16 protein-coding genes and 1 pseudogene are annotated in these 18,451 nt (G+C 41.0%); 1 reads left to right on the top strand and 16 read right to left on the bottom strand.

Annotated elements, in window-relative coordinates:
• From AC59HZ_RS08345 to AC59HZ_RS08330, 4 genes and pseudogenes are all read right to left on the bottom strand, one after another.
• Positions 1 to 198, bottom strand: a pseudogene (locus AC59HZ_RS08345) (sugar ABC transporter permease); the annotation flags it as partial.
• Positions 199 to 223: 25 nt separating this feature from the next.
• Complete coding sequence (locus AC59HZ_RS08340; protein WP_496545337.1) at positions 224 to 946, bottom strand: YesL family protein; 723 nt, start codon at positions 944 to 946, stop codon at positions 224 to 226.
• A 136-nt stretch (positions 947 to 1,082) separates the two neighbouring features.
• Complete coding sequence (locus tag AC59HZ_RS08335; protein ID WP_496545336.1) at positions 1,083 to 2,351, bottom strand: Gfo/Idh/MocA family protein; 1,269 nt, start codon at positions 2,349 to 2,351, stop codon at positions 1,083 to 1,085.
• A 157-nt stretch (positions 2,352 to 2,508) separates the two neighbouring features.
• Positions 2,509 to 2,679: a hypothetical protein gene (locus AC59HZ_RS08330; protein WP_496545335.1), complete on the bottom strand. Its 171-nt coding sequence runs from the start codon at positions 2,677 to 2,679 to the stop codon at positions 2,509 to 2,511.
• A gap of 397 nt (positions 2,680 to 3,076) precedes the next feature.
• Between AC59HZ_RS08330 and tnpB the strand changes: the two genes are divergently transcribed.
• Complete coding sequence (gene tnpB, locus AC59HZ_RS08325; RefSeq protein WP_496545334.1) at positions 3,077 to 3,265, top strand: IS66 family insertion sequence element accessory protein TnpB; 189 nt, start codon at positions 3,077 to 3,079, stop codon at positions 3,263 to 3,265.
• 494 nt (positions 3,266 to 3,759) lie between these two features.
• On the opposite strand, the gene AC59HZ_RS08320 is transcribed toward tnpB, so the two are convergent.
• The 12 genes from AC59HZ_RS08320 to AC59HZ_RS08265 all read right to left on the bottom strand — a co-directional run bounded on the left by AC59HZ_RS08320 (position 3,760) and on the right by AC59HZ_RS08265 (position 18,395).
• The gene (locus AC59HZ_RS08320; protein ID WP_496545333.1) at positions 3,760 to 3,999 is read right to left on the bottom strand and encodes a hypothetical protein; all 240 of its coding nucleotides are present in this window, start codon (positions 3,997 to 3,999) and stop codon (positions 3,760 to 3,762) included.
• 153 nt (positions 4,000 to 4,152) lie between these two features.
• Entirely contained in the window at positions 4,153 to 5,061 is a 909-nt protein-coding gene (locus AC59HZ_RS08315) for a tyrosine-type recombinase/integrase (protein WP_496545332.1), read from the bottom strand.
• 741 nt (positions 5,062 to 5,802) lie between these two features.
• Positions 5,803 to 6,711: a Gfo/Idh/MocA family protein gene (locus AC59HZ_RS08310; protein WP_496545331.1), complete on the bottom strand. Its 909-nt coding sequence runs from the start codon at positions 6,709 to 6,711 to the stop codon at positions 5,803 to 5,805.
• A 297-nt stretch (positions 6,712 to 7,008) separates the two neighbouring features.
• Positions 7,009 to 7,266 carry an HPr family phosphocarrier protein gene (locus AC59HZ_RS08305; RefSeq protein WP_496545330.1) on the bottom strand — a complete coding sequence of 86 codons (258 nt, stop codon included), beginning with the start codon at positions 7,264 to 7,266 and terminating at the stop codon, positions 7,009 to 7,011.
• Positions 7,254 to 8,453, bottom strand: coding sequence for an N-acetylglucosamine-6-phosphate deacetylase (gene nagA / locus AC59HZ_RS08300; RefSeq protein WP_496545329.1), 1,200 nt, complete (start codon positions 8,451 to 8,453; stop codon positions 7,254 to 7,256). The genes AC59HZ_RS08305 and nagA overlap by 13 nt, the downstream gene beginning before the upstream one ends.
• Positions 8,454 to 8,473: 20 nt before the next feature.
• On the bottom strand, positions 8,474 to 9,184 hold the full coding sequence (locus AC59HZ_RS08295; RefSeq protein WP_496545328.1) for a sugar isomerase domain-containing protein: 711 nt from the start codon (positions 9,182 to 9,184) through the stop codon (positions 8,474 to 8,476).
• A 53-nt stretch (positions 9,185 to 9,237) separates the two neighbouring features.
• Entirely contained in the window at positions 9,238 to 10,335 is a 1,098-nt protein-coding gene (locus tag AC59HZ_RS08290; RefSeq protein ID WP_496545327.1) for an SIS domain-containing protein, read from the bottom strand.
• 89 nt (positions 10,336 to 10,424) lie between these two features.
• Positions 10,425 to 12,008 (bottom strand): PTS system mannose/fructose/sorbose family transporter subunit IID, encoded by a 1,584-nt coding sequence (locus tag AC59HZ_RS08285; protein ID WP_496545326.1) that lies wholly within the window; start codon positions 12,006 to 12,008, stop codon positions 10,425 to 10,427.
• A gap of 37 nt (positions 12,009 to 12,045) precedes the next feature.
• Positions 12,046 to 12,465 carry a PTS sugar transporter subunit IIA gene (locus tag AC59HZ_RS08280; protein ID WP_496545325.1) on the bottom strand — a complete coding sequence of 140 codons (420 nt, stop codon included), beginning with the start codon at positions 12,463 to 12,465 and terminating at the stop codon, positions 12,046 to 12,048.
• Positions 12,466 to 12,478: 13 nt separating this feature from the next.
• Positions 12,479 to 12,964 (bottom strand): PTS sugar transporter subunit IIB, encoded by a 486-nt coding sequence (locus AC59HZ_RS08275; protein ID WP_496545324.1) that lies wholly within the window; start codon positions 12,962 to 12,964, stop codon positions 12,479 to 12,481.
• Between the two features lie 170 nt (positions 12,965 to 13,134).
• Positions 13,135 to 15,855 carry a sigma-54-dependent transcriptional regulator gene (locus AC59HZ_RS08270; RefSeq protein ID WP_496545323.1) on the bottom strand — a complete coding sequence of 907 codons (2,721 nt, stop codon included), beginning with the start codon at positions 15,853 to 15,855 and terminating at the stop codon, positions 13,135 to 13,137.
• A 1,403-nt stretch (positions 15,856 to 17,258) separates the two neighbouring features.
• Entirely contained in the window at positions 17,259 to 18,395 is a 1,137-nt protein-coding gene (locus tag AC59HZ_RS08265; protein WP_496545322.1) for a M20 peptidase aminoacylase family protein, read from the bottom strand.
• Positions 18,396 to 18,451: the final 56 nt, after the last annotated feature.

The raw sequence follows: 18,451 nt of genomic DNA, 5'->3' as shown, positions 1-18,451 counted from the left end.
ATCTTGAAAAGCAATAATATTTCCAGCCATTGGAACATACCGGTAGATGATAAAAAAGAGTAATCCTGGAAGTAACATTAGATAAAGATATCGCTCTTTCCACATCCTTTTTAAAATACTTATCTTCGGTTCAACGAATAAATCGATATCTTCCTGTAACTTTCCTGCTAATTCTGTGGTTCTCTGTAAATTTTCCATCTTACGACGTCACTTCCTTACAAAATTATCTATTCAATGTTTCTACTCTTGTATTCTTATTTGCCGCAGGCTTGAAACCATTATGAAATCTCCCTTTCATTAGTGACTTGTTTTCTTCGGAAGCATGTTCCTTTTTTCCCTCCATGCTAGTAAACGCCTTCATGGCGATGTACATAGAAATGAGCGAAAATAAACCTATGCTTAAAAAGGGAATGAATCCCGGGACCCAAAGTAACAACAAATAGACTAGATAGAACCCAATGATCATCAGCATTGTATGAAAAGGGGATGAAATACCTATTAATATTGAAATGCTAAAGTATTTACTGAATTTATTTTCAAAATGAACATATACCGGAAAAATATAGAATAAGAGAATGACAAATAAAATAGTCATCATAAATACAAAGATTAACAAGAACCAATAAGCAATCCCGTGAGTAAAACGGATCAGGGTAAAATTCATGTAAATCATAAAGCCTATGATGGTTAGGATAAAACCTATTCTATTTGCCTTCCAAAACTCTTTTCGAAATGTAGCCCAATAAATCCTAACATAGGACTGGTTATCCTCATTTCCCTGCAGCCATTTCCGCATGACTGTAAATAAACCTATTGTGGCGGGCATCATCCCCAAAACAACTCCGCCACAAATGGAAAATACAATCCAGAGCAATTGAAATTGGGCAATTCTCATGACCTTTTCAGCGAATTTGTAAAATTTCCCCACTAACCCGTTGCTTTCCATCAGTTATTCCCCTTTTTTCATATAGACATTGAGCCGTTTTCCTTTTTTTATCCAAACGTTCTCCGAAAGAAATCAGTTCCATAAAAATTATTGATAACACTCGAAATGCGTTGTGTGAACAATCCTTGCTTAAGCTCTAATTATTTTCTACCAAACTATGATAATAATCATCGATATTAATCGATTGACCCTCATTTAGCCTTGAGTCCTCAGCGGCAAATGCCATAAGGTGGCTTCTTACCGATGCAGATGCGGAAGAAACGCTGTCCCTATTATTTCCAAATTGAATTTCCTGGAGGAAGGTCCTCATGATGCCGTTATCGCCACCACCGTGTCCGCCCACAGGGTTGTCAAATTTGATGACGGTTTCGTGCTTAGTGAGGAAATCAAAGATGGAAATGCTATTGTTTTCCATATTTCCACGGATTTCTCCTTTTGTTCCCATTATTTGAACGATCCGCGTCTGCTCTCTCGTGAAGCCGCACATACTAAACGTTGCAGTTGCACCGCCCTCGAATTCCATGTTAACTACCTGATGGTCAACGACATTATTATCTGAGCGGTATACACATTTTCCGTAAGGGGTTTCATTTAAAGCTTTAATGATTCCACCATTCGTATAATCCTCTGTGAATTTCTTCGCCCAGCCTTTTCCTTCGCCAAGATAATATCTGCCCGCATGGAATGGACATTCTAGTTCAGCAGGACAGCCATCTAAACAACGCTGTGGAGCACCAACCGGGGCATTTTCTTCTTTAAAATGCATTAGCGAACCATAGGAGCTAATGCGCTTACATTTCTTGCCCATCACAAAAGAAATAATATCCATATCATGACAGGATTTCTGCAGGATCATCGGACTCGACTTCTCTTTATTATTCCAGTTACCTCGAACAAAGCTGTGGGACATGTGCATCACTTCTACATTTTCATTTAATTGCAGCGATACGACCTCGCCAATTTCTCCTTTGGCAATCACCTTTTTAATCGTGGACCAAAATTCGGTATACCTCAGTACATGGCCGATGGTCAGTTGCCGATTATACTTTTTCGCAGCCTGTTCCATTGCGATACATTCCTGCGAATCCGGCGACATTGGTTTTTCCAATAGAACATGATAACCCAGCTCCAACGCTCTCATCGTCGGTTTAAAGTGATCCCGGTCAAGCGTACAGATAATCGCAATGTCGGCAATTTTTTGCTCGGAATCCAACACCTCTTCCCACGAATCATAACAATGTTCATCCGGAATATCGTGCGCTTGTTGTAGTTTCCTTCTTCTTTCGATACCTGGTTCTGCCACGCCGACAATCTTCAATTCATTCGGATAGGTCAAGGCATATGGCGCATAAGCTCGCGCACCTCTGTCACCTGCTCCGATAATAATCGCTGTCATCGTTTTCATTTAAATCTCTCCTCACTCAATGCCAAAATAAATTAAAAACTGTGTTCGGAAAGCATGATATAAGCATTCCGAACACATCAATCCATCTTTATTTTTTTTTGCTCTTGTACCAATCGTTCACTTCTGGTGTCATTTGCTCCCCACCAAGTTTTTTCCATTATTTAACAAATTTGTCGAATTCATCGATGGAAGCTTTATTCATGATTACTTTCGTGTAGAATTCATTAGCTTTTTCATCTAAAATACCTTTTTTACTAATCATCGTAGGGGTAAGCGTTCTATTAAACTCATCAACCTGGAAACGATTTTCTTCATTATATTGATTCATAATTGCGAATGAACCTCCAGGCTTGGATATCGCCCGCGCATGCCGTCACAAAACTTAACATGAACACTAAAGCAAGATACATCCCCATTTTCAATAAACGCCCCACCACTTTATCTCCCTGTGGTTTATATTAGAAATCCCTTCATCCATAAGTATAGATATATTAAAATTTTCACTCAATATACTCCTTTTTACTTAACTATACTTTTATTTACCAATTACCTTCGTAATCGTCAAACTTTTCCCAAAAATCAAATTGGGTATCAGTCACTCTCGATGAAGGTAACGAAGATATGAGTGAAACATTAGAAATTAAAATAGGACAAGCTTCTATTGAAGTGAAACCAGGGTTTAATCTTTCACAGCTTGCGGATGTGGTCAAGGCATTGAAAACAGTATGCTAAATGAAGTTACTATTGATCGTGTCTACCTCGAGCTAAGCAGCACCGATCTGCACAAATCAATTGATGGATTAGTTATTCTTGTAAAAGAAGGGTTTGACCTTGATCCTTTTTCTCCTAATCTATTTGCTTTCTGTTATCGCGGGCAAAAAAAATATCTAGCCAACCATGAGCGGCATAAATGAGGCCAACTGCCATTTAATTTTACCGCGGTCACGTATTGCCATTTTAATCATCACCTCATTATTATTATTCAGGAACAAACGTTCTAAATGTAAGTGAAATAAAAAGGACCAATTTAGATCCTTGGATTAGCTACTCTTATTTAAGTAAAGCACCCGTTCAATATCTAAGTATTATTTTTTAAAATGGTTATTTCCATAGTGTTATAAATCAACTCCCTCAAAAAACAAAAACGCCCCTTTTAAACTATCCTAAAATAGATAGTTTAAAAGAGGCTACATTGCCATTAAATTCATTTGTTATTCATAATATAAATTATTTTCTGGATATAAAAAAGGTTTTCATTTAATAAATAACAAATGGTGATGGATTTCCTTCAAGATACTACTTCATTTCCTGTGTCGAACGTAAGTTTACCAGATTCCGAATCTCCTCCATTCCTTCATTTTTTAGGGAAGAGGTAATGACAATCGGACTTTTGGGTTCGATTACCTTTTTATTTAGCGCAATGCAATGCAGTAGAAATAGAATAAACGATGCGAAAATTAACGGCAATTTTGTTAAGACATGAGGTAAATTCACTTGGATGGGTTGTGATTATAAAGAGAAGGGCTGCAGGCATAACCGTTAAGTATTTTAATGTTATGTTAATTTCATAGAATAATTGAAAATACGGAAATTCATAACCGCCAATTTTAATGCCGCACTGTGCAAAGGTTGTAAATTTTTCGCTCATTCGAAGCAATGGCTCGAACGAAGGAAAAGCAGAATCTTTGGGTAAGGGTCTTCTAACCTGCTTAACTAAGCCCCCCTGTAATCCCTTACACATATAATAGCATCAGGGCGAGCAGTAAAATAGTTCAAACCTATAGCACATATTTGTGATTATCTAGACTTTTTTTCTAACGTAAATGCAATCGCAAGTCACCATGTTCATATGCGAATGGCCGAGTATTCGCTGCAAGCTAAACGGATCACCTCCGTTAAGGATATAAAATAACGCCCCAGTGTGCCGAATCGTGTGGGAACTGACTCGCTTATTCGTTATCTTCGCAACCTGACCATAGACACGCAAGTTATCGCGGACAGTGGCCTCGCCTATCTTTTCACCCTCATATGTCAGAAACAAGTACTCATTACCGCAGTCTTCCGTCTCATGTAAATACTCGCTTAATAGTTTCGCAGTACGTGCGGAGATTGGCACCACGCGTCCGACTCGCGACTTCGTATCCGCTGCTTCTAGACGTATAGACATGGTTTTAAAATCGACATTCTGCCGCTTTTTATTTACCAACTCGCATACACGCACCCTCGTGTCGAGTAAGACAAACGTCATAACCTTCGTCCGAAATCCGACATAGGCTTCGTCATCTATGGCGGGAACTAACCGTCTGTACTCCTCGACGGTAAATGCCTCAACCACGTCTATAGGTGCCTTAATCGGCTTGAAGCGTTTATGTATCGGCTCATGAATCCACGTCTTATCCTCGTAGCAATAGCGTAAGAAAGCACGCATTGTCCTAACGCGAATATTAACAGTACCATGAGTATAGTTCATTTCTTCGATCATATACGTAATCCATCCGACGAATAATTCGGTAGTCATTTCATCCGCAGATAGCTCTTTCCCGATATACGTTTTAAAATAATCGAAATTATTATAGTGCTCTTGAATCGTCCGTTTCGCCAGTCCTTCGCCCTTCTTTACGAGCATATACTCTTCAAACATTTCCGTAATATTAAGAGTAACTTCAACCGAAACCGGCCGTTTACGTCTAGTTAAACCTTTCCGCATCATAAATAAAAATCCCCTTCCGCAAATATAATAGCGTAAGAGGACGAACAGTTTTCGGCAACTATCAAAACAGTTTTACCCGTCAGCCTTAAACAGTCTTGCAACGAGACTGGGCGGAAACTGTGTAAGTTAACAGATCAATCAACGGCAACAATCACCGAGTCAATCATCGTCAAACCCTTGCGGGAGTAAGAACGGTGGCGGGACTGCGTGGGAATCGAACCCACCAGACCACACACGGTGGTCTCAAGCAGTTTTGAAGTTTGCTGGCACCTATTTTTCTAGTATCTTGATGTATCCTCAAGTACTGATAAATCAAGCTTTTTTGCTACCTAATGTTTTCATGTGATTTGTAATTTTAAAAATTTGGGCACCAAGCATGGCACCACTTAATCAATAATATTAATCCTAAAACAAATGAGATATGTTAAGACCATTTAGAAAAAGGCCAAAAGAATTCTGGTTAACCTTAGTTTACAAACATATGATTAAATTCGCCAATCGATCTTAGATGGGCCTGCCCCCCACCCCTTCACTTCGATAGAATTTTTTATAGATTACGAGACCTTCCTACTCTTTACTTGTTTCCGGCAACCTTGCACCATCTCTATTAAGCAGATGTCCATACAGAATGTATAGAAAAAGTTTTTCAAATTATCCTAGATAGTCCAAAAAATAAATCAGTAGAAATCAAAAGGAATAAGGAAGCATAATATAGCTTCCTTTACATAATTAATATTCTTTTCATACATTTTTCAATTTATCAATAATCGTTTCACATATTTCATGGGTGATCAGTGCATCCAGAGCTGAGATTTTTGGCTTAGAATTTGTCAAAACTGAATCAATAAAATCGCTGACCATTGGCTCAAAGCCTCGTTTTAATAGAGTAGGTTCCCAGTCACCGCTACGGATTTCAGTCTTCTCTATTCCCTTTGAAATAACTAACTGTGAAACATTATAGACTGTTCTTTTCTCTATAGGCCCCATGACTTGGGCCATTTCTTCATTCGTTCCATTATCTCTGTTCATAATCCCAATAGCAGTTGCACCATGTGAAACAAACTGAAGAACAATATGATATAATTTATCCTCCACCATTCGCCCGGTTACATTTACCTCCTCAATCGGATGGGGAAATAAGTATCTCATTGTATCGACCACATGGATAAAATCATCGTATATGAACGTTCTTACATAGCCGGGTTGATTGTGCCGGTTTTTTTGAACAATCACCATATTGGGATGTGCAATCTCCCTTAGTTTTATATAGGAGGACGCATACCTTCTATTAAACCCCGTCATGAGAATAAGACCTTTTTGCTCTGCCAAATCAACCAGCTTTTTTGCTCCTTCGTAATGGTCTGTGATTGGCTTATCGACAAACACATGAATATTATGGTCTAGAAGTACCCGGACAATTTCCTCATGGGATGCTGTGGATGAATGGACAAATGCCCCAGTGATCCCACTTGTAATCAAAGATATTAAATCATGATGGAGATTTTCAAAGCGATATTGCCGACCAATCGCCTGCATCCTTTCCTGATTCCTTGTATAAAAATGAAACTCTATGTCCTTCATTCCACTATAGACAGGCAAATACGCCTTTTTTGCAATATCCCCTAGTCCAATTACTCCAAATTTCTTCACTATAAAAAGCCACCCCTTATACTTAATGAAATCGTGCCATACACCTGATTAAATCTGATAAGCAAACACATCAGGAATAATAACTGCATAAGACAATATAGGTTCAGAACAAGGTAATGCACCTAATACCGTCATTCTTTTCCAAAAAAGATGGCTTTAATTCAGCTGACGGAACAAACCATTACAGAAAAAGCTGCCATTGGCTGGCAGCAGTATTTATCGTGTTTGTTCCGATGACACCAACTCGGACCATGACATTTGCCTCTCATTCTAAAAATATTTCACCTGAAGTCAGATTCATTTTACCTCATTTGAAAATATAGCGGATAGCTCGCTTAGAGCCTTTTCTGCATCCGGTCCCTCTGCTCTTACTACTATGCTTTGTCCTTTTTTTATACCAAGTTTTAATAAACTTAAAAGTGATTTTGCATTTGCAATTTGGGATCCAAAGGAAACTTCAATTTTGCTTTGAAAGCGGGCAGCCTCCTTTACGAACTCAGCTGCAGGTCTTGCATGCAATCCTTCCGGATCATTGATGGTTACTAAGCATTCCATAAAGAAATCCTCCTTAATTTTTCTTGTTCACTATAAACTATCTGGCCTTTTATCATTGTAAATCCTATCGATAGATCTCCATTCAATACAACGATATCGGCATCTTTTCCAGGTGAAATGGAGCCTTTTTTCTCATAAACTCCTATAGACTTGGCAGGATTTTCTGTTGCCATCAAAAGTGCTTGTCCAATTGGCAATTCCACTTTTTCGACGAGATTTTTGACCCCCTGGTCCATCCGCAACACACTTCCGGCCAGAGATCCCGAAGCAGTCCTCGATTGCCCTCCTTCGATACGGACTTCGGTACCTTCCCATCTTGTATACACACCTTCTCCGAGTCCTGCCACATCTGTACAATCTGTAATTAGAATACCGCGGGAAGGTCCGATTTCTTGGACTGCCATTTTGATCACAGAAGGATGAATATGATGTCCATCCACGATAAATTCCAGGGTCGCGTTTTGATCTTCGAAGAGGGCTGGAATTGGTCCAGGTTGGCGATGATGAATCGGCGGCATGGCATTAAAAACATGAGTTCCGCGGCAAGCACCATTGGCTAACCCCGTTTTTACCTGCTCATAGGTTGCACCCGTGTGTCCTATTGAAACTCTAACTCCTCGTTCTGCAAAAAATCGTGTGGCCTCCAGGCCAAAGGGCATCTCGGGAGCAAGGGTTACCACCCTTAATGCTGAAGCTTGCGCCAGATGAATCTGATCAAGCTCGGATATCTCTGCCACACGAACGTGTTCGGCGATGTGAACACCCTTGTGTAAAGGGTTCAAGTAAGGTCCTTCCATATGAATTCCCAAAATCTCAACGTTGTTCGGAATAGGATGTTTAGTCATGAAGGATGCATACTCGAGAGTCTTAACTAGATTCGGAAGTGATGCACTGGTGGTAGTTGCCAGACAGGAGGTTACCCCGCCACGTACCATGTGGTCAGATATGGCTGAATAAGCCTCTCTTGTTGCTTCCATGAAATTATGACCACCCCCACCATGTACATGGGTATCGATAAAACCTGGTGAAACAATACTCCCAGATACATCCAAAAGAATTGTATCTTCAGGAATGCTGTTATCTGAAATAATACCTGTAATCTTCGTTTCTTCAATCAATACGGTTCCCGAAACGAATGTCCCTCCCTGTGCAAGGATTTGCCCTCCTTTTAGAGCTATCCGTGCCATTTGGCCCACTTCCTTTTTATTTATAGTTCTGGGATGCGGTGGCGATAAATCTCTCCTAATTTATCATTACGCTCATCGCCGCCGGGCATGTTTCGACTGACCCGAACAGGTGGATCCATTCCCTGTTCCAGCATCCAATGGACTGCTTCCGCCATGACAGCCTGGATGAGTGTTACACCTGCTAGGGTTGAAGCAGGTCCAAAAGGATAGGAAAATGACTCTTCCTTCAAGAGTACGTCACCTGCCGGAACACATGTATCCAAGAAAAAATCACAGACTTCAAATAACCTTTTTCCACTTGAATGACGACTGGAAACGGAAAGGGAATGTTCCTTCGAGCTTATCGCCACCGTAAGTGCCCCTTTCTTTTTTGCCTCCAGCGCAATATCGATCGGCATTGGGTTAATCCCCGAGTTGGAGATTATAAATAACAGTTCACCCTCGCGGACATCCCCCATTTTCAGGATGGCCGCACCAAGCCCTTCCACTCTCTCCAGTTTATCAGTTTCCTGTTTGGGCCATATTGCCCTAATATTGGTCAAAGTACCTGCACGGACAAAAACTTCATTGGCAACCATATGGGAGTGGCCGGACCCGAACAGATGGACCACTCCATCATTTGCCACAGATTGCCCTATCTTTTTTCCCAAAAATTCGATTGTTCCCAATTGCGTTGCCTCGATTTTAACCATTAAAGCGGCTGTCTTTTGAAAATAAGAACGTGCTGACATGACATACCTCCCAAGATTGCTAACTTTATAAAATTCGGGCTTCCTTAGGAGCTCTATCGAGGAAGTTTCAAGCGGGCATCAAGGTACCGCTCATCGGTTAAACGCATAACATCTGGCCTAATACCACGTGAAAGGGAAAGTTCATAAGCAAATTCATAAATTGGCAAGATTCCATAAAGAGGGCTAATCAATTCCGGTACATCTGGTAACGGTGTAACATAATCCGCTCCCTCAATCTCTCCTGGATTGTTTGTGAGTACCCAAACCTTTGCCCCTACTTTATCGATCGCTTTTACAAAATGAACTGCTTTTTCAAAGCTCGGCCCATTTGGTGCATATACAATTACCAGATCTCCAGAATTCATGGTCACCCACGGACCATGCATGCCTTCTTCCAATTCAAAGGCATGGACTTGTGCTTGGGCTGTTTCTTGTAACTTTAACGTTCCTTCCATTACGGTTGCCAAATTGGGCCCTGCGCCAAAGAAGTAAACTTGAGCATGACTATCTAGTGCTTGAACGATATCTTTCGTTAACTGCAAATTATGGTCGAGCACTTCTTGAACTGTTTCAGGTAATTCCTCAAAGTATTTCGTGAAATTTGTTTCAAATTTTCTTCCCTTTAGGTTAGCAACCTCGATGGCCAAGAGATAATGCTTTAATAGGGAAGTAACGTAACTACGTGTTTTAGGCAGCGGCTTTTCCCTGGTTCCTCCTCCCAGCAACACATGAGGAACTTTACTGACAAGAGCAGAATCTTCTACATCGGTTAAACCAACGCAAACCGCTCCCTCTTTCTCAGCGATATCAACGGCGGCAAGAGCTACACCCGTTCCACCAGTATGTGAAATGGCGATCAAAGCACTCTTCGACAGGCCAGCTGGCGGATAGGCAGAAAATTCAAATGAATTATGGGCTTGAGCTGGTATACCTACAATTCGGTGGAAAAAGTAAGTTGAAGCAATCGCGGAAAAATACGATGTTCCACAGCCTGTCAGATGGACACTATCCACTTCTTTTAAGGCTGCAGCCGCTTTTTGTATGTGTTCCCCTAGGTCTGATTTCAAAAGAGTACGCAAAGCCTCGGGGGTCCCCATTAATTCTTCCCACATGTAAAAAGGATGGGCGGTCCGTTCAAATGATGGTTTCATAGATTCTGGAATAACTTGATTCAAAAGAAACACTTCCTCACTTAATAGAATATAAGCTCCCTCAGGATGACTCCCGAGGGATTAAGAATTTAACCAAGAATTTTAAATGCACCCAAAACCAGACCTGCAACGATAAGTCCAAGCATGATATAGGTTGTTTTAACACGCTTACGGATTAAGAAAAATACAAGCATGGTCAATCCCAATGGCAATAATTTTGGCATGATACCATCAAGCATGGATTGAATGGTTACCGTTGCTTTTTGTACATGGTATTCAAGCGGAGTTTTTACATTCAACCAAGTTGCAGTAAGTGCTCCCACTGCCATTAAGCCAGACATGGTGGCACCTTCCATCACTTTACGCGTTTGTCCGGATGCCAACACGCCAAGGAATTGTTCTCCCATTTGAAACCCTTTTTTGAGGGTGAACCAGCTGACATAAACGTGAACAGCATTTACAACAAGGAAGAAAATAAGTGGTGCCATTGGATTTCCTTGTAGTGCCAAGGCAGCGGTTACGCCCCCAACTAGCGGACGAAGTGTTCCGTGGAACATGGAATCACCTACACCTGCGATTGGTCCCATAAGACCAGACTTTAGACCTTGAATGGCTTGATCGTCAATTTCTTCCCCTTGTGACTTTTTAATTTCCATTTCCACTGTAATGGCAAGGATCGGTCCCGGAATCCATGGATGGGTATTAAAGAAAATCAAATGACGTTTTAACGCTTTTTTAAACTCTTCCGGCTTATCTTTATAGATTTTTCTTAGAACAGGAAGTATGGCCCAAGTAAAACCAAGCGCCTGCATACGGTCAAAGCTGAAAGCAGATTGCAATGAGAAGGAACGGAAAAATAATTGACGCATTTCCTTTTTTGATAGAATAGAAGAAGCTCCCGCTACACCTGCTGTAGCCGTTTCAGCTGAAGATAGAAATTCTTCCTCGTTACTTTTACGAGTTTGAAGAACAATGGCAATTAAGAAAGCGAGAACCGCCACACCCAAAACACCCATATTGGTGTATGCTGCTAATAAAAAGCCAATGAAAAAGAAAGGAAATAAGATAGGCGAAGCTAAACTGCTGAGCAATAATGCAAATCCCAATGCTGGTAAAATATTACCGGAAACAGTGATTCCATTTTTTAGCCATTCAGGAATATCTGCTGTAATGGCCTTTACAGCATTTGCACCTATTACTAATGCGATAAAAGTAGGGATGGCGTCTGCTAAAAAGTGGGTTAAGTTACCCAAATGCAATACGCGGGATATCCCTTTCCAATTTCCTGTGTCTGCCATCTTTTCTGCCGCATTCACAAAGAACACACTTACAGTTTTGGCAAGTAGTTCACAGAAAGATCCTAATAGGGCTGCAGGAATTGCAATAAGGAGTGCTGTTTCGATGCCCTGCCCGGATGAAATGGCAAATGCCGCACCAAGAATACTACCAATGTTATAGTTTGGAGGAACTGTTCCTCCAATATCGGCAGCACCCATAAAGATAAGTTCCAGTGTACCCCCAACAATAAGGCCCATATGGAAATCGCCCATAATAAGACCTGTTAATGGAGCCAAAATAATTGGGCGTTCAAGGAACCAGTCACCCATAAAACGACGAGAAAAATAAGCAAAACCAGCTAATAACGAAAGTAAAATAGCAGTAAAAATCGACATATCGCACTTTCCTCCAATTTAATTTAATAAATCATTTCTATACAGAACCGCCCGACTCAGACCTAATAATTTTACCAATATTAATAATTCCACCTGTACCGGACTCTAAAGCATGGTCGACAAGTTCTTCAAGAGTCATGCTATTACGAAGCATCAGCACCTCAAGCAGCATGGGGAGGTTTACTCCTGTAACTAATTCAATTTGTTTATTATCAAACATGAGTCCGCCTACCGCCCGAGCAGGACTTCCTCCTGGCAAATCGACCAAGGCTAAAATCCCATCATTTGGGCTTAGTTTGAGCACCGCTTCTTTGACGGCTTCCTCCAAGTCCTCCACTCCCTCACCGGACAAAAATGGAACTGCCTCCGTAAAGTCGGTTTCACTCACTAGCATGGATGCAGCCTCCAGCAAAGATTCACTTAAACGGCCATGGGTTGCTATCAATATCCCTATCAATCTGTTTCTCTCCTTATCCTTGTTTTCTAATAACCTCGTTGAAGTTTGTGGCAGAGCCTCCTGGAACCCATAATGCCTCCAACTGAAGACCAGCCTGATCTAATTGCTTCCAATCTTCGATTTCCTCTGACGTTGCAGCTACTTCCTTGGTAATTCTCTGACGGCCATCCATCATCCTGACATTGCCGATATTAACCTTGTCAAACTTTACCCCTCCCTCTATCAATCTCAAAAGAGATTTCGGATCGCGGACAAGCACCAATACCTTATCGTTCCCAAACTTTTCTGCCGCAAGTAATGCAGCAGCTTCATCCACAGATAATATCGTGGATTTTACACCGACAGGCGTAGCCATTTTTAACAGCATTTTTTGTGTATTATCCTTTGCTACCTCGTCATTTGCCACAACGATGTGGGAAGCCCCTATCGTCCTTGTCCAACCTACAGCCACTTGACCGTGAATAAGACGGTCATCAACACGTACTAAAACTATTTTCAATTTAATTCCCCCTAACTTTTATGATGAATTTTCAAAGCGTTCATCTTACCATTTAATAATGCAAGAAACGCGCCAAGACACTTGAAACCGTTTTCTTATAAAAACAAAATGTGGCAAGCCCAAATGAGCTCACCACACAAGACACAACACAAGACACTATTTTTATTGTCTTACAATGACAAGATAATTAATGCCAAATAACCGATTTCACTTCTTGGAATATTCAAGTTCCACAACTGCGCCATTGGGGAAACCGCATGTTCGATCATATCCAATAGTGAAGCGTGGTACTGCTCAAGTTGTGACAACTCATTGCATTCTATGACTAAGCCATCTGTACTCAGCCTCTCTAATGCAAATGCAAAGTGGATGACCCATCTTGCAGCCTGTCCTGCGGTCATCGCAACCTCAAGATGCTGCTCAAGATTTTCTAGTGCCGTCCTAGCTGCTTGCGCAAACCATTTTCCCTCTTCCGTCATAATAGAGTCTTCGATAAATCGGCTGGCCAAGGCAACAGCCTCCTGACTTGATAAAGATTCCTCCATTATAGGAGAGCCGACCTTCTGTACATAATGTGATAAAAGGGTCTGCATGCCTTCCCCAAAGAGGATTTGTTCCATTCCAATGAAAGGAATGCCTGGAAGATTAGGATTAACGGTTCCAACCACCGCAACCACTTTTCCTTTCCATCCTTCGACAAGTAGTCTGGGAATTTCAGATCCATTTTCCAAATTTACAGATTGGATTAGCACTTCATTCTTTATATCATCTGGTAATGCCTCACTTAGAAATGCAGCCAGTTTTCGGGCCGTTCCCTCCCCGGTCAAACATGTGGTAATGATTACCTTTTGTCCATCTGAAGGTGAAAGAATGGCAGGTTCCATATTGTAGATTTGTTTCACCTTTTGTACCACCCCTGCCAACTCCATATCACTTTGTCCTACCAGATGGGCAGCCTCAATCACTGCTACAGTAGTGACGAGTGGAATCACTTCAACAGGAATGTCGGTTGCCTTTTCTATAGCAGGGCCAAGTCCTGTTAAGGATCCCATATCAACCAATAAGAGAATTCCTTTTGATTGACCGTAATCCTTTACCTTATGAATAGCTTGTTGCAGAGTGTCTTCTACACTTTGGTCCAACGGCATATCAACAGCAAGGACGCGCTTATCATTTATCAATTGGTTTGCCACCTCGGCCATGCTTGAAGCCGTACTCTCACCGTGTGCAATAACCATTAACGTTAAATTTCCAGAGTCCGTGCTTCGTCCATGTGCATGCAAAAACAAAGCAAGGTAACTTATTTCTTCCGGACCCAATGAGATTTCCAGTTTTGTTTTCAGCAGTGAAGTCAACTTGCGAACGACTCCATATTCGCGCGGGCAATGGGCCACTAATGCAAGTGTTCGATTGGCATCGGAATTCGCTGTATTTGGTGCTGAAGCTAAATGCAGGGCTAAACCAGTAATCGCCTCCGGACCGAATGAATGGTCCAACAGCTTGCCAGCCTCCTCCATAAACTCTGCCACTACATCTAAAAACTCGGCAGGAATTGGGGATGAAATGCTTGCTTTTCCAAGTAATCTCCGTAAATAGTAGTCCACATCAATTTGAATAAGTTTTTGAATCTCATAAGGATCGAGATTGCATTCCAAATATCCCTTTATGCGTTGGTTAAGTTCACGATACAAATCTAGTGGGACCTTGTCATGCATTTCTTTTGGCTTCATGTCCTTTACTGGGGAATAAGTATGGTCTTCCACGCCCACCATTTGTTCAGCTTTTACTGTTTCACGATGATTTTGCAAATAGCCAAGTTGAATCTCCGGTGATAAATGGGTTAAATATAGCGGCATAATTCCCTTTTTTTGATCGGAGGCTATGTAATTCAGGAATGCTTTTGCACATCCCAGTAAAACAGCACTCCTAATTTCACCCACATTACCAATGGTATGAAAAGTGAGCAATGCCACCAATACTAGAGGACTTACCAAAATAGGAACCCCAACCCTTGTGGCCTCTTCTTGCAAAAAATGCTCAATTAGCAACAATCGCTCTTCCAACGGCCGGACCGCCAAATCAGGAAGCTTGATCACAACGTGGAATCGCCGAAGCAATGTGCTTAAAAGTGCCGAATGGGGATCCTCTGAAGTGGCCGCAATTAACGTGATAGAAGCTGGGCGTAACGTGGCTCCATCACCAACCATCCTATAAACCCCGCGATCCATCAGAAGGAATAGCATCTCCTGACCGTCCGCAGGCAATCTATGGATCTCGTCAAGGAAAAGAACACCGTTTTCCGATTGTGCAATCATTCCCGGTGTTGTTTTATCTGCACCTGTAAATGCCCCTTTTACAAAGCCAAACAATTGCGCTATTAAAAGCTGCGGATTTGCTGCATAGTCCGCACAGTTAAATACATTAAACGGGGCATCCGGATCTAATCGTCCAGACTGTATGGCATAGTGGTACATAAATTCAGTTAAATAACTCTTCCCCACCCCTGTGGAACCAACGATTAAGGTTGGAAGCCCTTTAGGCGGATACAGCATGGCAGCTTTGGCCTGTTCAATAATCGATTTTAGGCTCCCCTTTGCACCAATAACTTCATTTATACATGTGATTTCGGTGCTGACGGCAATTTCTTTCTCGGCAGAAACTTGAACCGATAGACCTTTTACACTAAGATTATTTGCCTCTGCAGCCCAGAAACGAACAGGTCGGCTATTTTTTTTGATCACAAATCCTTGACGAACTAATTCATTTAAATCGGCACTTGCGTTATGACGCATGACACCAGACAACTTAGCAACTTCTTCAGTGGTTATTCCTTCCAGTGACCCATATGGAGCATGTTGAAGAACAATTTCCAAGATTCGCTGCATGCGCATTAGAATATCATCTCCCTTGGAATCCTATTGAAACGTTTTCATAGAATATTATACTATATTGAATATTATATATTATGTATATTTTACGAATTATCAAAATTAATAGAATAACAATGATGTTTCGGAACCTTTAGGAAGAAGATTTATAAAAGATTGAATTATCGGTGCCTGGCACTCCCCTAAGATTGATAGATCTTGTCGAACAAAACATTAAATGTGCACCTGAAGATTTTGCCCGACTTAGAATGGGTAATCAAATCGACCTATCAAAATAAATAGATTCTCTAATCTTACCTAGTTTAGGCTTAACCTTTGTTTGCATAAAAATAACCTCCAATAAATAATTATTTGGAAGTTGAAAGAAACGTTCTATACAGTCTCTGCAACAGTCCCTCTACAGTCTAGTCAGTAGCCAGGGTTGAAACTGTAGAGGAATATGTAAAACTTAATTCAAGATAAATCTGAGAAAACCCTTGATACAATCGACTTTATTGGCGGGACTGCGTGGGAATCGAACCCACCACTGGCACGCAGGTCTCAAGCAGTTTTGAAGTTAGCCTGCTGGGTTTGGGAGAGTAGCACAAGGTCTTTGTCTGTAAAAGAAAGCTCGTGATGCTCAGGTCGTCATGATGGATAGTCTCAGTAACCGTCATAAACAAACATGATGATTGAACTTTGGATTCTATCATGTAATTGAACGTGCTGTATACCCCTGCTCCGAATGAAGCACAACCATTTGAGACATCTACGTTAAACATGTTAAACATAGTTGTTGCCGAAAGCTGCAGCTAGTTCACACATGGGTAACGTCGAATCATACAACTATTTTAAGGTTGAGATGTCGTCAATGGTAGAATGTAACATTTATATTTATTTTGCACTTTTTTAATACTTATTTTGCGTGGATAAAAAAATAAAGGATCATACATATTAGTCCTGCTATTATGTATGATCCTTTTTATATCCGTTCGACATACGCGCATAATAATGGAGTAACTTACTGGAGTTTTATAACATCGAAAGGAACATAAAAAGAAAAATCTACCGTCGGATTTTTTCTCATAGTGATAGTCTACGAAAATATAATCCTTTTCCTCTTTACAAATACACGTCGTTTTAGTCACTCCATTCTTCCAAACAATCTCCACAAAACATGCTATACATGTGATCTTCGTCTTTTTGATAACCACATTTAGAGCAAAATTCTAAACCCATTTTTATTTCCTCCTATTTTCAAAATGAATTGTCAAATTGTTTGTAAATGACCTGGTTTCCCAGCTTCGCACTATTCTAAAAATTTTCAATATATCATCGTTTTGTCTTTTTACTTCCATCGGGACGGTTCATGTGGTCGGACCTAACTCTATTTGAACCATGAGAACCGTCGCCGTGGTCCCGATTTGTCATAATGCCATCATTTTTATCAGGGCAGTACTCAAGATTTTAACGCCATTCGACAGTGAATCAAGATTAAAGCTCATATTTGGGTGATGTAAGCCTGGCTTCAAATCCGTTCCTAAACCAAGCATGGTTGTTTGTAGATGCGGGAAATTTGTTTTGTAAAAATGGAAGTCCTCCCCACCAGGAGTAATAACTGCTGGAGCCAAGCTATCTTCTCCAATCGCTTCCACGATAGCCTCTTTTACAACCTCTTCCATAACAGGACTCTTTTCTGCAGCCACCATTTCTGCGATGGTTTCCAACGAAACTTCTGCTTGATTGGCCGTTCCAGCTGCAAAAACAGCATGTTCAATATCTTTGATTAACTGTAACATCACATCATTTCGTTCTGCTCGCACATCTATTCCGAACTCAGCAAAGTCTGGGATGATATTTACGTTTTTCCCACCAGCCTGAACCATTGTCACCTTTGCCGATGCGGAAACAGATGGGTCTACCTTTACGGCATTTACTGCTTGAATAATGGCTCCAAGGGAATCCACTACATTAATTCCGAGATTGGGTCTTGAGCCATGAGCCTGCTTCCCCTTAATGGTTCCTTTTAATAAAGTAGTGGCCCCATGATAGATGGCTGGAGCTGCTTCTCCAAATTTCAACTCTTGAGCAGGCCGTACATGAAGTCCAAGCAAGAGTTTCACATCATTTAGAACCCCTCTTTCGATCATTGCTTTTGCACCTTTCCCAGATTCCTCTGCTGGCTGAAAGATGATTTTAATTAATCCTTTAGGTTCGTAACCAATTTCCTTCAAACAAGTAATGGCATAAAGGACCATGGACATATGAGCATCATGGCCACAAGAATGATGCGCTTTCCATTCCCCATCTACTAGCTGCCACAATGCATCCATATCTGATCTTATTCCAACCGTGGGCCCATTTTCTTTATTCCCCCAATAACCAACGACACCTGTGATGTCCTCAAATGGTTCATAGGGAATCTCCAATTCTTCTAAATGTTTACATAAGAACTTGGTTGTCTCAACCTCTTTCCAACTAATTTCAGGATGTGTATGTAAGTACTGATAAGTGGATTTAATAGACTCTTCATGTTGAGACACCCATGTATTTATGTCATTCATAAATTCTCTCTCCCCCCTCTGTAAATTATTCTGATAAATGTAAGAATACAAAATCC

The organism is Neobacillus sp. DZ-9 (assembly GCF_059587065.1).
Note: the sequence above shows the minus strand (reverse complement) of the source record. Positions and strands in the feature narration are given on the sequence as shown.